Genomic DNA, 14,733 nt, shown 5'->3' on the forward strand with positions numbered 1-14,733 from the left:
CGGTTTGAACGCGCTGCAAGTTTCCTGAGAAGCGCCAAACATGATTATAATGATGAAGATTTCAAAATGGCTTCATTTCATTTACATCAGGCAGTCGAAAATCTATATTTCGCAGTAACCCTGACTTTTTCCCTTTATTCCCCCAAAGAGCATAACCTTTTCAAAATATCGGGCTATGCCAAACGCCATACCCTTGAGGTAGCGAAAGCTTTTCCCCGTGATACAGACGAAGAGCAGCGCCTGTTCCAGCTTTTAGACGATGCCTATGTGCAGGCGCGCTATAATCCCAATTTTGGAGTAACCAGGGAAGATATTGAAGCCCTGATCCCGAAAGTGGAATTGTTGCGGGATATAACAAAGGAGGTGTGTGAGAACAGGATTCTGGAGCATGAAAGGATGGCCGGTACTAATAATAATGAATTAACGGGCGAATTAAAATGAAGAAAGATAAATCCCAGAAAGATAATTCAGCACAGAAGGTAGCTGTCCTTATTGACGGGGACAATGCCTCTTCCGCTAAATTGGGAGAAGTAACAGAAGTAGCATCCCGTTACGGACAGGTATTGTCAGACGTATTTACGGGGATTGGAGCAAAACCGGGCTCTCCGGCTGGAAAGAACCGGCGAGGGAATATTCATACCGTTTAGTAGAGGCTCTGCCTTATGTAAAAGGAAAGAATACTACCGATATAGCCCTTGTTATTGACGCGATGGACTTGTTGAACTCAAAAAATATCGATGTATTCTGTATTGTATCCAGCGACAGCGATTATACGCCGTTAGCCCAGCGCATCAGGGAAGAAGGCGTTACTGTAATTGGCTATGGGGAGAGTAAAACCCCGGTTGCTTTTGTCAATTCATGTAAGAAATTCATATTCTCCGACCAGGAGCCGGAGAAAAATCCGAAATCGGAGAAAGGAGATACTCCTGCCGTATTGCTTCAAAAGGAAGCCGAATTATTCGACAAGGCTTACGAATCGGCTGCCGATGGCAAGGAAGAAGTTACCCTCTCTCAAATAGGGATGGCCATGAAAAAAATCAAACCCAAGTTCAAAACCGGACGCTATGGCTGCAAGACACTGGGTGCGATCTACGAGAAACTGGACAAATATGAGGTTATTCAAACCGGGCAAAAGGGGATTTATAGTGTGGTGAGAAAGAAACAATCCCAATAACTGATATAATTATCAGAATGGCAGTTCTATTTCTGCATTGTTATTTTCTATGACAGGCTCTGCACTGATGGGTTTAAGAGAATGTTCAGAGAATAGTTTATTTGCCTTATTAAGGATAGTATCATCTTTTAAATTCTCATTTGTCAAATAGTTGGAATATATAAACTCAACCACCTCATAATCCAAAGTTCCAATACTATTTAAAAGTTCTATCCACCTGTCTGCTTCAATATTACTTTTAGAATTTAAAAATAATCCGGCTAAATTCTTAATGTACAACTTCTTTGAAAGGCTATTGCTACATAGTATTTGAAATATTTCTTTTGCGAGTTTATTTGCACTTTTGCCCTTAGATTGTATTCCCTGTATTTTTCCCAAAAGGCCATAAGGATCTGAATCTTTACGAATTGGAATTACCAAAACTCCTCTGCCTAAAGCGTAACCGACTTCCTGGTCACACCATCTGCTATTTATAAATTCAGGGGCAATTATAGCGCATAAACAATGCATCGTCTTTAAGGCATTTTCTATTTCATTAGCCCACAATTTTGTCGGTTCAATATCTTCATGTGCAACAAAACATGAGATTCCATAATCGAATAACGCCGTTTTGAGGTTTGAAGCGGATATCTTATCCTTAGTCAGATGGCTAATGAAAATATTATAATATCCAAAGTTCCAAAAAGAGAAATCGACTAAGGTATCTGCATTAGAGAGGTTATCTTCAATTGTCGCAGAAGGAACAATAATTATATTATTAAAGACAACGCTTTCATCTCCTTTTGTTGCATTATCGAAAGCCGAACTGATCGCAGATTCTATTTTCTCAATTTTCTTATCTTGCTCTAATTCTGCATATTTGGCAGGTGATATAAAAATCTCAACCCGATAATAATCAATCCCTCCATTCCAATTATCATGGCTGGTCTGAATACATCTTAAATTATTTAAGCGGAAAATATCAAAAGCTTCACTTTCATCTTTAGCCTTTAATAAACCTTGTATTGTATCAAAATAATAGGTCAATATTTTTTGGTCATCCATTGGGATTGATTTAGTTTACTAAAATTATGAATGCAAAAATAAAGATAAAAGCCTGAGAAAAATAATTCCCAGGCTCTTATTTACTCAATATCCTCACCCCACAGCTCAATATCCGTTTTAGCACAACGAATGCTTATTGCAATGCAAATCCATGATATTATCTGATAGGCAGCCATACAGTAATAGATTATATTCATGCCTCTTCCTCCCCGCCTGTATCCGCGTTGAACGTAAAGCTCAGGGGAAATTCGTTGCCGGACGAATCGAGGAATACCAGGTCGATAACGGCCTGTTCCTCCGAGCCGGAAGTGTAATACAGGCGGAAGGTATCGCCGGGCAGCGGGTAAATGTCATTCGGCAGGAGAGGCTCGCCGCTTCCTATCCGCAAGGAACCCTCTCCCTCGCTTTGGAAGAAACGGAGGCTGTACTTGGTCCCGTCATAATAACCCGAACGCTTCAGTTGGCACCGTATTTCGGCTACCTCCCCGACCTTCAGTTCCTTCGGCACAGGCAGGTGAGTAACCTCGAATTCATAACCTTGCTTAATATCAATATCGTCGCTACAGGCACACGCTATTGCAGCCAGCAATAGCGTAAAAATAATATAGGATGCACATTTTCTCATTTTGTTTACTGTTTGATTTTTAGTTTATAACTTTTAATTGTCAATTATCCATTTCCCGTTATTTACAGGAGCAGGAATTTTCCTTCCAGTGTATTGTTCATCAGTATCCCGGCATTCCCTTTACCGTATGCTACCAGCATCGAGCCGTTGCGGGGCTGCAACCCCTGCGTTCCGTCCGGCTTATAGAACCTGACACGGTTATACAAGAACTTGATGGCTGTAGCGTGCCTGAGTACAATATCGTGAAACCATTTGGCTTCAATCTTGGCAAATACCAGGGCGATGCCGTTGTTGTGCTCCGCCATTTTCAGCATAAACTGTTGGATAAGCGGATTGGAATAGGGAGGATTGAGCCATACCCGTCCTTCCCATTTGCGGCTCAACCCGTCATCTTCCGCCGTAAAATATCTCTTAGCCGATTTATTCTGCTTATAAGCTATTAAAGATGTGGCCGGGTCCAAATCGAACTCGCCCAGAGAGTGTATAATCTCTTCAGGCGTGTCATTCGTCGTTTTCTTTCATCGTAATGCCTAATTTATAAATACCTTAACGCCGAGCCCTAGCTGCGTATGGAACTTATTCACCTGCGAGCCGAACAGTACCCGTTCCCTTGCATTAATCAGCAGAGCGAACCTGTCGGAGAGGAAGATTTCAGTTTCAAAGGATACCGCCCCGCCATACAGGAAATTGTCTTCGCTGGTAATGGTAGCCCCGTCGAACAACAGTTCCTTACCCCGGTTAATGGTTTCATATCCTCCTACAGCCGACACCCCTACCGAGAAGAACAGGGTTTTACTCGCGTCCGATAAAAAGTTCAGGTAATACCCGCCTTCGGCAGTTATCTGGGACAGGGGAACAAACCTGTCCTTGTAAGCATAGTTTTTTTGCAGGTATTCCCCGCCGAACGTCCACCGGTTGCCATTTTTAGTGTAAGTCGATAACGCAAGACCGCCGAAAAACGCCTGCCCGTCTTTCTTCTCCAATGTAAAGCCATTGACAAAGCCTCCCGTTACCTGTATGCCTTTTTGCCCCGGCAAATAGCGTTGAGCATGAGCCTGCCCAATCAGGGCAAGGCTCAAAACTAATGTGATCAATATTATTCTATTCATAAATTTTCATCGTTAATGCTTAATAAAAAGGTCTGCGACCCTTCATTTTTAGTTTTTAATTCTTATTTCACTTTCAGTTCGTCAATTTCCTTAGCCTGTAATAAATCTTCATTTTCAATCACAAAGGACTGGTTACGTCCTCCGTTCTTTTCAAAGAGTTCGATTACCAACTGCTTATCATTGGGTATCGTGATTTTGTCTATGGTAAATACTGTCCTTTCCGTTTTATCGCCTCCGACAGATGATACGAAGTTGTACGCCCTGAGCGGATAGATCACCGTTTCCTGTATGGCCGTCTGCTTTACCATTTTCTTATCTACAATCTTCATCCGTACAAAATCGACATCGAAAGGGACATTGGATGAATTTTTAATAGAAGTATGTAAATACAACAGATTATTATGCGAGTAGATGCCTTTCAACAGGTATTGTATACCGAACCGTTTGGAGCCGATATGCTTTACCAGCCTTTTGTCGGTATTATATATGGCGCGGTTGATGATATATACGGTACGTGGCGATTCGCTTCCCAGTTCCTTCAGGTAAATATCCATTGAGTTGTTTGGGTTATTCGTAGCGATACCGTCGTGCATGAAATCCTTCATCTCGATATTGAGCTTTTCCGGCTCGTCCGCGTATTTGACATTGAAAGTGTAATAGCTTCCTTCTTCGGTAATGACCGCCATATTCGTCTCCGTTTCAAAGTCCCGTATAGCCGCCTTTACCCGCAGGATATTTTCCGATGTACCCGCCTTGCCTGCTATGATATTGTTTGAACCCAGGTCCACATACCGGATAGCCGCCGGAAAGATGATATGCACCGTTTTATCAAAAGTTACCTCCAGTCCGTAAGGAGGAATCATCCGGTCGAAGGTTATCTTTTTGGATAATCCTTCATAATAGTCGCCATAGGTTGGTTTAAGCACCTGTTGCAGATCCTCCTGCATTTGCTCCGGAGTTTCCATTAGCACCGGTATTGTATCTTCTGTCTGGGCATTGGCTATTATTGTTGTAATAGCTAATGCAAATAATATAATATATTTCTTCATTGCTTTTCCTTTTAATAAATTCGCTATTCGTTTCTTAATAATTTATTTGTTAACTGCTAACTGTTCACTGTTTAGGCATTAACATTACCTTATAGCCTGATTTGAGCGTAACCTTAATCTCCTTTATCTTTTTCTGCATATAGGCAGATAAGCCCTGTATCGCTCCTTTTGTCAGGTCGGAGGTCAACTGAGCCCCTGTACTTTCGGTCATCGTAAAACTTGTGCCGACACTGTTGCCCATATTCGCCATGATTTCTTTGGCCGCATTCATCTCCAGTGAGCCGGGAATGTAAATCCCTTTCTGTCCGTCCGAATCATAGGTTGACATTTCCACCGGGATAATCGTTCTCTGGTATTCTATCGAAGATACCTGTATATCCAGCCTTTCGCCCTGAATCTTGGCGACTCCTGTAACAATAGTGTTTTCCGGTACGAGTATAGTTCCCGCCATCAATGGTTCTGTCAGTCGCAAGCGTGTAGTCTGCCCGTTGACTACTGTCTGGTCATCGTGGATAACAGCCGATATAGTATTCTTTTCAGATACACCTATTTCCCCGCCCATCGTATTGAAACTTGTATTACGGGGCTGGTCGTACATTAGGAAATAATCTCCACCGGATAATTTTTGAGATAGAGCGGAAACCGTATGGTTCTGTATCTGACGAATTGGAGCAACTTTCGTTTTACCATTGTTACTGTTGCTACTCTTTAAAGTTCCATTGGAAATCCTTTTGCTCAGGCTTTCGTTATTACTGCTGTTATCCTGCCCACCCTGCGGCATATACTTTGCCGCCATTTCGTAGGACTTTTCCATCAGGGCTACCTGCTCGTCCATAGCCGACTGTTTGGTATCCTTCTCATTTATTTTAGCCTCCAGCTCCTCCAGCTTCTTTTTCATCTCTTCTTTCTCTGGATCAGCCTCCGGTTTTTCGTAGAAATTGCCCAATGTTTTGTTGATGTCCCGGTAGGCAGCCACCGAATTACCTATCGGCGCTTTCTTTTCCTGTTGTTGAGCCGGTTGCTGTTCCGGTTCATCTGCCAAGGAAATGCTTACCGGCTGTTTGTCGTTGGTCTCTCCTTCCAGCATATCCATATATCCCTGAAGGGACTGCATCCTGTCCTTCTGCCTGTTCTGCATCTGTTCCTGCTCGTAGGCGTCTTTCTTGTCGCCGATAAGCCCGCCGCCATCGGGATCGGGTATATCTACGTTAAGCCCAATACCTTCCTGTTCTTTGGCTTTATCTGCGTCCGATGGAGCAAAAATCAGCCATATTGAGCCGGCGCAGATAATCGCCATCAATGCAAAAACCGCATACTTTTTAAGCTTTTGCTTCTGCTCCGGACTTATTCCTTGTCGTTCACTCATATTCTTTAAGTTTTTCGTTGTTAATACTTAGGCTATCGATAGAATCCTGTTCTATTTCCTGCTGATGCAGGTCGAACAGTTCCTTTTCAATTTCAGGATCCATTAAATCATGGGGTTCATCCATATCCTGTTCCAACCGCCGGATATGCTCTATCTCTATCTCCATCTGCTTTTCCTTCCCGCTATCTTTTCCCCAGTTGTATATGGTGGAAAATGTGAAGTAGAGATTGCCGATGGTCAGTATCAGGAGCATAACCAGTATCGTTACTATCCGCTTGTCGGGAGTCAGCTCCCCGCACAGGTCTTTGAGTTTACCTTCCAGCCAATAACCCAGTTCCTTCAGTTGTTCTTTCATATTGTTCATATCCCAATTTTTAGAGTTTTACCCCTTCTCCCTTTCCTTTGGAGAGGGCCGGGGTGAGGTGACTATCTGGCAAGCACCCTGATATCCTTATTCTCCCTGACCTCAAAACCTTCAATCGTAAATCCATGCGGATTGTTATCCGAGCGGACGGAGTTCAGTAACCTGCAGGATGTAATCAGGGAACGTTCGGTAATGTTACTTTCGCGGATAATCATCTGCTTTCCGTATGTTACCACCTGATAAGGATAGGCATCCAGGTTGCAGGCCACGCTGTCAATTTGGACAGTCTGGTTGATATTCCCCGAGATGATGCGGTTATAATATCCTTTCTCCGACAAGTCCTTATAATAATTGAAAGCCGATTTATCGGACAGGAGCAATGCCCTGTTGATGTTGCTTTCAATAGCGCTTTTGTCGGGAGAAAGGGTAAAGAAGAGTTCGTGGAAACGCCTGACGTGCTCGCGTGCTTCCACAGGCCGGTTTTGTGATAAGTCCTGTGATAAGGCAAGCATCAGCGATTTACCATCATCCAATACATATATTTTCTGCCGTTGGGCTTCTGCAAAGTTGTATGCACTATATACGGAATAACCCGTAACAAGAGCACACATACACAGAAACACTATGCTGAAAATACGGAGTTGTTTAAAACTCGTTTCGATATTTTTTAATGACTTAAATTCCATAAATTCAATTTGAAAATTTGATAATTTGATAATTAGCAAATTCGGAAATGTCACTCTTTATGGTTAAGTATATGATACTAATTAGTTTACTATTATTTCCAAAAGTATATATCTGATTATCAGCTTTTATAAAAGCATATATAGCATAAACTAATTTCAACTCAGTACTTAAGGTAATTTGCTAATCTCCGAATTTGCTTATTGTTTATCGTTTTTGTAAGGATAACCGGGAGCGGTGGCTCACCGCCCCTTTAACCTTCCTACAATATTCCCTGCTGCCGCTCCGGCAGCTCCTCCGGCAATAGCTCCTCCTTTGGTAGCCGTCTGGTTTACATTCTTACCGAAGTTGCCCATACCCCCTGCCGAGATGATCCATCCTGCAACGGTAGGTATCGTAAAATACCCGACAATACCGATAATCATAAACAGGATATATATCATATCCGAGTGGTCTAAAGAGAAGTCCGGGTCTACCTGCATACGGTCGATATCAGCCTGTAACATCAGTGATTGAAGCCGTGCCAGTATTGTACTGAATAAATCCGATACAGGAAGCCACAAATAGACCGACACATACCGCGTTATCCATTGTGTCAGCGTAGATGAGAACCCGTCCCAGACGGATATGCCGAAAGCAATGGGGCCGAGTATCGCCAGTACTATCAGGAAAAAGGTGCGTATCACATCTATGACCAGCGCTGCCGCCTTGAAAATAATTTCGAGCAGCTCCCTGAACGTTTCCCGCATCCATTTTTTGATGTCATAGAGTTCTTTTTCAAGGTACAGGCCTACCTTTTGCCCGACATCGGTAATGCCCATCTCTTCCAGCTTGGCATCGAAAATATCATTGTCTACCAGGTAGGCTGTCTCCGGATTGCGCCGCATAATTTCATATTCCAGCCTATCCTTTTGTTCCGCGTATTTTTGCATATCGAATGTTTCCGACTGTAACATACCGTGCGTTCCCTGTACGACAGGGCTCATAATGCTGTTGATAGTTCCCAGTACAACAGTAGGAAAGAACATAATACACAACCCTATGGCAAAAGGACGGAGCAAGGGATAGACATCGATGGGTTCCGCCCGCGAGAGGGATTGCCATACCCTGTGAGCCACATAGAACAGGGCTCCCAGCCCGGCTATGCCCTTGGCCACCCCGGTCATATTGCCGCACAGGGGCATCATCTGGTCATAGAGGGTCCGCAGTGTTTCGTGAAATTGATCAAAATCCATAAATTCAATTTGAAAATTTGACAATGAGAAAATTAGCAGATGAAAATGCCGCTTCGCGCCATTGGCAAATTCGAAAATGAAATCACTTCTAATAAAGCAATTTGCTCATTTCCGAATTTGCTCATTTGCTAATCAGAGATTACCAGTAGCGAGAATCCGGATTGCCGTATAATGCGTTGACGCGGGAAGTCTCCCCGCTCTTCTTCGCCCGCAGATACGATATTCCGATATTCTTATTGGTGTAGTAGCGTACCAGATTGCGGTAACCGACCATCGAGTCGTAACATTTATCCACTACTTCCATCCGGTCTTTGTCGGTCAGGGATAATGTGCTGATATTGACTACTCCTTTGAGTTCGGTCAGCACATCGTTACTCTGTTCCAGCAGTTTGGCATATCCGTCGGCAATGGCATTGAGTTCTTCTACGGAAAAATTCGGGTCGGCCATCATTTTCTGGAAACTGTTCACATAGATATCCGATACTTCACCTACCAACAGGATGGTTTTCTGAACCTTCTTCGCATCCTTAACAAGGTTATTTACAGCCTTTAGCGCGTCATAGTATTTTTTACCCTGTTCGTATATTTTAACCGTTTCCTGAAATGACTTTACCATATTGGTAGCCGTCGTCGAAGTCTGTACCACTTGCCGCGTCGTATTGACGATACCCTGTGCCAGGTTGGATGGGTCGAATACCGCCCATTGCGCGTTTACAGTTGTTGTGAAGAGCAAAAAGCTTACACACAACATGAAAAATTTTGTTTTCATATTAAATTGGTTTTAAAATTTTAATTAATTTTACTTTTGTATTTAATCGTTTTTTTTATGAAAAAAAGTTGTAGATATGGCTTGCTGCTGATTCTTATTTCAACATTAACAGCCTCTCCGGTTCTGTCCGGATTAACTTTTGGATTTGAATTAAAATTAATCTGCACCGGGATAATGCTTGTATTACTGCCTTTGGCTGTATCAGAGTTGATTAAAGAAAAGAAAGCATCCAAATAACGGTTCGCTTATTCCTGTTTACTTTCAGCCAGCTGTTTTATCGCCATTTCTATATCCCCGTCCAGCTTTTCGGCTAACCGCATGACCTCCAGTTTTTCGGTCTCCTCCGTGGTATAGGTCAGGTACTCACACATACTTACTTCAGTGGCATAGACGGCCGACTGTACCCCGCCCAGTCCTATCCATACCTCCTTGTATTTGCGGTTCGGGTTATTGGACATATTGATGGACAGTATTTGCGCCCGTTCCTTGTCAGTCAATCCCAGCATGGACTGTATCGCGTCGAACTTGTTCATGTACTTGCGCTGGTCCAGCAGTATCTTGCAATCCGAGTTGTTGATAATGGCGTCCTTGACCAGCGGCGATGAGATAATATCGTCCACCTCCTGCGTGACGACAATGGCTTCGCCAAAGAATTTCCTGACGGTTTTATAGAGGTACTTGAGGTAGGAAGCCATATTCGGGGAAGACAGGGCCTTCCATGCCTCCTCGCATATGAATTGCTTGCGGATACCCTTTAGCCTCCGCATTTTGGAAATGAACGCTTCCATGATGATAATGGTAACCACGGGGAACAGGTCGCGGTTATCCTTGATCTGGTCTATCTCGAAGACGATGAAGCGTTTGTTCAGCAGGTCCAGTTCCTTGTCCGAGTTCAGCAGGAAATCGAAGCGTCCGCCCCTGTAATACTGGCGCAGGGTGGTCAGCAGGTTGTCGATGTTGAAGTCTTCCCGGCTTACCTTTATCTCCCGGCTGTCCAGCTCCCTGCGGTACACATCCCGCATAAACTCATAGAAGGTATCGAAGCAGGGACGGACGGACCTGTCGCCACGTATCAGCCGGATGTAGTCCGATACGGCGCTTCCTACCTCTCCCGATTCCGTTTTTGTGATCACGTCCGCCTCGCTTTTCCAGAGGGTCAGCAGCAGGGTCTTGATGCTGTCCTGCTTTTCCACGTCGAACAGGTAGTCGTCGGTATAGAAAGGATTGAAGGAGATAGGGTTCTCTTCGGTATAGGTGAAGTAGATGCCGTCCTCCCCTTTGGTCTTGCGGTGTATCAGTTCGCACAGGCCCTGGTAGGAGTTACCCGTATCCACCAGCACCACATGCGCGCCCTGTTCGTAATACTGGCGCACGAGGTGGTTCATAAAGAAGGATTTTCCCGAGCCCGATGGTCCCAGGACGAACTTGTTGCGGTTGGTGATGATCCCTTTCTTCATCGGCAGGTCGGATATATCCAGGTGCAGCGGCTTTCCCGTCAGGCGGTCTACCATCTTGATGCCGAAAGGCGATAGCGAACTGCGGTAGTTGGTCTCCGCGACAAAGAAGCATAACGCCTGCTCGATAAAGGTATAGAACGATTCTTCCGCCGGAAAATCCCCCGCGTTGCCCGGGATGCCCGCCCAGAAGAGTGTCGGCGTATCCACGGTATTGTGCCGTGGCTTGCATTCCATCAGCGCCAGCTGGCTGCCCACATCGTTCTTGACCCGTCCCAGTTCCTCCTTATCCTCGCTCCATGCCATGACGTTTACATGGCAGCGTACCGAAGTCAGCCCATAACTGTGCGCTTCGTTCAGGTAGTCTTCGATCCACTCCTTGTTTATTTGATTGGAACGGCTATATCTCGAAAGTGAGTGCATATTACGGGCCTGTTTCTCAAAGCGTTTGAGGTTCTCTGTGTGGTCATCGATAAAAATGTACTGGTTGACCACATGGTTACAGGACAAAAGCACGCCTACCGGTGCGGCGAAGGACAGGCGGCAGTCGCTGCGGTCAGTAGATAAGCGTTCGTATCGGGTATCGGTATTCACTTTTCCCGGCAGGTCTTCTGTATCGGACAGCGTATGCAGGCAGAGGTAGTTGTCCCCGACCTTCATTTCCCCTGCTCCGAGCGTAATATCCTGCAAACAGGTGGTATCGCTCTGCGACAGGGAGAAATACTTTTCGACGATGCCCGCTGCTCCCGTATCTCCGGGGAGGGCCGTACCTACAATTTCATCTGTTGTAATACGTGTCAGCCTGATAAACCCCGAATCGTTGATGATCCGTTCGAACTGCCCCACCGCCTCGATAAACTTCTGGATAGCTTCCCTGTCCTGCATTTCCTTGGGGATAATAAAACCTCGTGTCAGGGCGTTGAAGTTGCTTTGCTGCCGCGCCCTGTCCTTCGTTGTTTTGGTCAGGAACAGGTAGCTGGTATGGTTCAGGTACGGGCGTTCATTGAAATGGCGTTCGAACGAACGACTTAGAAAACTGATGTCTTCCTTGTCCAACTCGGGTTTGTACTTTTCTTCCACAAACCAGTCCTGACGATGCACGATGCTGTAATTGGGCAAAACTTTGATGGCTTTCAACCATGCCGAGTGCATCGCTTCGTATTCGGCGGAAGTGACGGTAAACAGTTCGGGCAGTTCCACCCGGTAAGCTACCGACAGGTCGGCGTCCTTACTGAGGATGTAACCGTCCTCAACCGTCAGTAGCGGGAACTTACTTTCCAATGTAGCTGCTTTGGCTGTATTTCTCATATGTTATCGGTATTTCGTTTATAAAAGGGTCTGCGACCCCGGAACAGGTTCCCGATCCGCCTGCGGTTAATGATATACTTCGGGTGGTTGCGGATGGCTTGCAGCTTCATCAGCCCGAACTCCCCGTATTTGCCGTTTAGGTGGAAAGTAGCCCAGACCAGCGTTCCGGCGGCAGTACCGCCGAAGCCGATGCATACCGTCTGGGGGATGCCGATCATATACATAATCACAAAGACTACGAATACCGACAGCAATCCTCCGGCGAAGACGAACAGGTACTGTGATTTCAGTCCCTTGAACTCGGCGGGGCGGCCGATCCCTTTGTTGATTGAATATTCCATTCTTCTTATTTTTTAATGATTGGTAAATGGGTTAGTAACCCGGTATCCGGCGGACAGGGGACTGAAATTGAATCTACATACCATAAATTGCTTTCAGCCTTTACCCTTCAGTCCGAACCGAATAACAGGGATTGAATCATTTTACAGGAAGAATGAACGCAGGATAGTGGCGGCGACAATCAGGAAGATACAGGCTCCGAACCAACTGGCTGCTGTTTTCGATGTGTCGGGATCCCCGCTCGAAAACTTCCCGTATACTTTCACGCCGCCGATAAGTCCGACCACTGCTCCGATGGCATAGATGAGTTTCGTGCCGGGGTCAAAATACGAGGTCACCATGTTGGTGGCATCGTTGATACCCTGCAAACCGTTACCCTGGGCGAAAAGTGTTGTGCCTATGGCTAAGGACATAGCCATAGAAAGAAGGAGTTTCTTTCTCATAAATGTTGATTTGTTTTAAATACCGTGAGGGTTGGATAGCCCCCACGGCGGGTTAGAGAATAACTTGGATAATTAGCTTAAGGCGCAGCCTCTTTTGTTTACGCGTCAACTTGTAACTTGTTTACTGGATTCTACATAGGCGTTTCATTTTTTTATTGTTAGAAAATACTGTTGATATCAAAATTTTCAAATTCTTCCGGGTCCGGCATATTACTGTCTTCTCCGGTCAGGTTATGCTTTTTCATATGGAAACTGATAAGGTCGTTTACCTTAGCGAAGGTTTTTTCATCCTGTGAAACGATCTGCTCCACCATTTCCGTCGCTTCGTTCTCATACAGGACACGCCCGGCTTCGTCTTTCTCCTCATCGGAAGGATGCTTGTTGGCGATTACATTGCCCGTCGCCATCAGTTCATCGTAACCGGCTCCGCTTGCAAGGACAGCGCCTCTTTCCGCTTCGAGTTCTACCGCTTCTTCGTCCGGGTCAAACTCCTCTTCGGGCAGTGTCTCGACCTTTGCCAAAGGAACGTCCACATCAGCTATCTGATTGGTTTCTTCCTTCGTTTCCGGTGCAAATGTAGATTCTTTTTCTATAACTCCATCATTTTTCGGGTTGGTGGTAGCGTTTGTCCGGTCATGTCCTAGTTTTGTTTTACTTTCCCCTATTACGGAAGGTATTTTTGAGGGTTCCGGCTCCGGTTTACTTTTCTTACTTATTTCTTTTTCTACCGGGCTTGCTCTCATATGCCAATACCACCAGTTGACAAAACGGTCAATCTGTTTCAGGAGGATCGGATAAAGAATCATGCCCAGCACAATGGATGCGGCTACTATTATTATCTGTATCATAGGCCAAAAGCTGATTTTTGTGATTCGTAATAATCAAGGATATCATCGTAATATTGATTGAAGTGTTGTTCAAGAACAGCATTGATATACCCCCCAATCGTCATGTTTGCTTTAGGATTGATAAAAACGACCTTGCTTATAAGTTCGGCATGGGATTCTTTTATATATACACACCTCCTGCTGGCTGTTTTGATCGCGGAGGGTTCTATGAAAAGTCCTATAAAATTATTTTCATTTTTAATTGAAGCGGCCGTTTCTTTGTTCGGCATATTGATTTTTCGTTTTGATATATTCTTTTTCATGCGTAAATAATTTAGTTACAAATGCCATTTCTAGCACTGTTTTTGTTAATAAATCATCTGAAACCTATCTTAAAACATAAAGAAAATAAGCACTTGCCGGACGGTAAATGCGAAATCAATGTAGAAATGAACAGCTAAGAAAATTAAAATTTCATGCACGAGCTCCGGTATTAACCTTGTCTCAATCTTTGGTGCTTAGCTGTTGAAGCCAGTTTCATAATCGGGTTTATACTATCCGAAAATAGTGATCCCAGTAAAAGTCGGCCTTATTACTACAAAGATGCACACTTTCCGTGATTTACATGCTCTTTGGCGTCTTTTTTTATGTCATGGGGGTTTCATAAATATTTTTTTTAGTATGGTCCCTTATTCTTACTATTGTAAATCTCCCTGATCTCCTGTTCGTATACCTCGAAATGATGTTCCATTACCGCATCGACATAAGAGAATACCGAAAGTTTAGAGTTTCTGTACAGTGGCAGTATTTTCATTATCCGCTCATAATATTCTCCTCTCAGGTAAACCGTTTTTTCCTGCCTGCCCGTTATATCGGAAGGCTTGATAAACAGCGATTCATAATCACCTTTGCCTTTCTTTTGTTTAGATTCTTTATCTACCTT

Annotated in this window: 18 protein-coding genes and 1 pseudogene; 3 read left to right on the forward strand and 16 right to left on the reverse strand. The window is 44.4% G+C overall.

Annotated elements, in window-relative coordinates; genetic code table 11:
• Both BUC12_RS19215 and BUC12_RS19220 read left to right on the forward strand, forming a co-directional pair.
• Nucleotides 1-441, forward strand: a 441-nt coding sequence (locus BUC12_RS19215; protein ID WP_139262126.1) for a HEPN domain-containing protein, incomplete at its 5' end; no start/stop codon positions are given.
• A pseudogene (locus tag BUC12_RS19220) lies at nucleotides 438-1,174 on the forward strand (NYN domain-containing protein). The gene BUC12_RS19215 and the pseudogene BUC12_RS19220, both read left to right, overlap by 4 nt.
• 12 nt (nucleotides 1,175-1,186) lie before the next feature.
• On the opposite strand, the gene BUC12_RS19225 reads toward BUC12_RS19220, so the two are convergent.
• The 10 genes from BUC12_RS19225 to BUC12_RS19270 all read right to left on the reverse strand — a co-directional run bounded on the left by BUC12_RS19225 (nucleotide 1,187) and on the right by BUC12_RS19270 (nucleotide 9,419).
• Nucleotides 1,187-2,218, reverse strand: coding sequence for a toll/interleukin-1 receptor domain-containing protein (locus BUC12_RS19225; RefSeq protein ID WP_062185257.1), 1,032 nt, complete (start codon nucleotides 2,216-2,218; stop codon nucleotides 1,187-1,189).
• A 193-nt stretch (nucleotides 2,219-2,411) separates the two neighbouring features.
• Nucleotides 2,412-2,843: a DUF3872 domain-containing protein gene (locus BUC12_RS19230; protein ID WP_062185260.1), complete on the reverse strand. Its 432-nt coding sequence runs from the start codon at nucleotides 2,841-2,843 to the stop codon at nucleotides 2,412-2,414.
• A gap of 62 nt (nucleotides 2,844-2,905) precedes the next feature.
• Nucleotides 2,906-3,304 (reverse strand): phage N-6-adenine-methyltransferase, encoded by a 399-nt coding sequence (locus tag BUC12_RS19235; RefSeq protein ID WP_236689422.1) that lies wholly within the window; start codon nucleotides 3,302-3,304, stop codon nucleotides 2,906-2,908.
• A gap of 69 nt (nucleotides 3,305-3,373) precedes the next feature.
• The gene (locus tag BUC12_RS19240) at nucleotides 3,374-3,952 is read right to left on the reverse strand and encodes a conjugal transfer protein TraO (RefSeq protein WP_062185267.1); all 579 of its coding nucleotides are present in this window, start codon (nucleotides 3,950-3,952) and stop codon (nucleotides 3,374-3,376) included.
• A gap of 62 nt (nucleotides 3,953-4,014) precedes the next feature.
• Nucleotides 4,015-5,001, reverse strand: a complete 987-nt coding sequence (gene traN / locus BUC12_RS19245; RefSeq protein ID WP_062185270.1) for a conjugative transposon protein TraN — start codon at nucleotides 4,999-5,001, stop codon at nucleotides 4,015-4,017.
• A gap of 64 nt (nucleotides 5,002-5,065) precedes the next feature.
• Nucleotides 5,066-6,367 (reverse strand): conjugative transposon protein TraM, encoded by a 1,302-nt coding sequence (gene traM / locus BUC12_RS19250; protein ID WP_073357350.1) that lies wholly within the window; start codon nucleotides 6,365-6,367, stop codon nucleotides 5,066-5,068.
• On the reverse strand, nucleotides 6,360-6,731 hold the full coding sequence (locus BUC12_RS19255; RefSeq protein WP_236689423.1) for a TraL conjugative transposon family protein: 372 nt from the start codon (nucleotides 6,729-6,731) through the stop codon (nucleotides 6,360-6,362). The genes traM and BUC12_RS19255 overlap by 8 nt, the downstream gene beginning before the upstream one ends.
• A gap of 62 nt (nucleotides 6,732-6,793) precedes the next feature.
• Nucleotides 6,794-7,417 carry a conjugative transposon protein TraK gene (gene traK / locus BUC12_RS19260; RefSeq protein WP_062185348.1) on the reverse strand — a complete coding sequence of 208 codons (624 nt, stop codon included), beginning with the start codon at nucleotides 7,415-7,417 and terminating at the stop codon, nucleotides 6,794-6,796.
• A gap of 240 nt (nucleotides 7,418-7,657) precedes the next feature.
• Nucleotides 7,658-8,650: a conjugative transposon protein TraJ gene (traJ, locus tag BUC12_RS19265; RefSeq protein WP_073357351.1), complete on the reverse strand. Its 993-nt coding sequence runs from the start codon at nucleotides 8,648-8,650 to the stop codon at nucleotides 7,658-7,660.
• A 139-nt stretch (nucleotides 8,651-8,789) separates the two neighbouring features.
• Nucleotides 8,790-9,419 carry a DUF4141 domain-containing protein gene (locus BUC12_RS19270; protein WP_062185240.1) on the reverse strand — a complete coding sequence of 210 codons (630 nt, stop codon included), beginning with the start codon at nucleotides 9,417-9,419 and terminating at the stop codon, nucleotides 8,790-8,792.
• A gap of 57 nt (nucleotides 9,420-9,476) precedes the next feature.
• Here BUC12_RS19270 and BUC12_RS19920 point away from each other — a divergent pair, with 57 nt between their 5' ends.
• Entirely contained in the window at nucleotides 9,477-9,656 is a 180-nt protein-coding gene (locus tag BUC12_RS19920) for a hypothetical protein (RefSeq protein WP_139262127.1), read from the forward strand.
• A gap of 8 nt (nucleotides 9,657-9,664) precedes the next feature.
• Here BUC12_RS19920 and BUC12_RS19280 read toward each other — a convergent pair whose 3' ends face one another.
• From BUC12_RS19280 to BUC12_RS19305, 6 genes are all read right to left on the reverse strand, one after another.
• Nucleotides 9,665-12,181 (reverse strand): TraG family conjugative transposon ATPase, encoded by a 2,517-nt coding sequence (locus tag BUC12_RS19280; protein WP_062185232.1) that lies wholly within the window; start codon nucleotides 12,179-12,181, stop codon nucleotides 9,665-9,667.
• Nucleotides 12,178-12,522 (reverse strand): DUF4133 domain-containing protein, encoded by a 345-nt coding sequence (locus BUC12_RS19285; protein WP_062185227.1) that lies wholly within the window; start codon nucleotides 12,520-12,522, stop codon nucleotides 12,178-12,180. Before BUC12_RS19285 ends, BUC12_RS19280 begins: the two co-directional genes overlap by 4 nt.
• Before the next feature lie 141 nt (nucleotides 12,523-12,663).
• Nucleotides 12,664-12,963 carry a DUF4134 domain-containing protein gene (locus BUC12_RS19290; protein WP_062185223.1) on the reverse strand — a complete coding sequence of 100 codons (300 nt, stop codon included), beginning with the start codon at nucleotides 12,961-12,963 and terminating at the stop codon, nucleotides 12,664-12,666.
• 158 nt (nucleotides 12,964-13,121) lie between these two features.
• Complete coding sequence (locus tag BUC12_RS19295; protein WP_062185220.1) at nucleotides 13,122-13,811, reverse strand: hypothetical protein; 690 nt, start codon at nucleotides 13,809-13,811, stop codon at nucleotides 13,122-13,124.
• Nucleotides 13,808-14,113 carry a DUF3408 domain-containing protein gene (locus tag BUC12_RS19300; protein ID WP_082141960.1) on the reverse strand — a complete coding sequence of 102 codons (306 nt, stop codon included), beginning with the start codon at nucleotides 14,111-14,113 and terminating at the stop codon, nucleotides 13,808-13,810. Before BUC12_RS19300 ends, BUC12_RS19295 begins: the two co-directional genes overlap by 4 nt.
• A gap of 353 nt (nucleotides 14,114-14,466) precedes the next feature.
• Nucleotides 14,467-14,733, reverse strand: a 267-nt coding sequence (locus tag BUC12_RS19305) for a DUF3408 domain-containing protein (protein ID WP_139262128.1), incomplete at its 5' end; no start/stop codon positions are given.

It is taken from the genome of Indolivaga macrotermitis (assembly GCF_900128985.1).
GTDB classification, from domain to species: domain Bacteria; phylum Bacteroidota; class Bacteroidia; order Bacteroidales; family Dysgonomonadaceae; genus Dysgonomonas_A; species Dysgonomonas_A macrotermitis.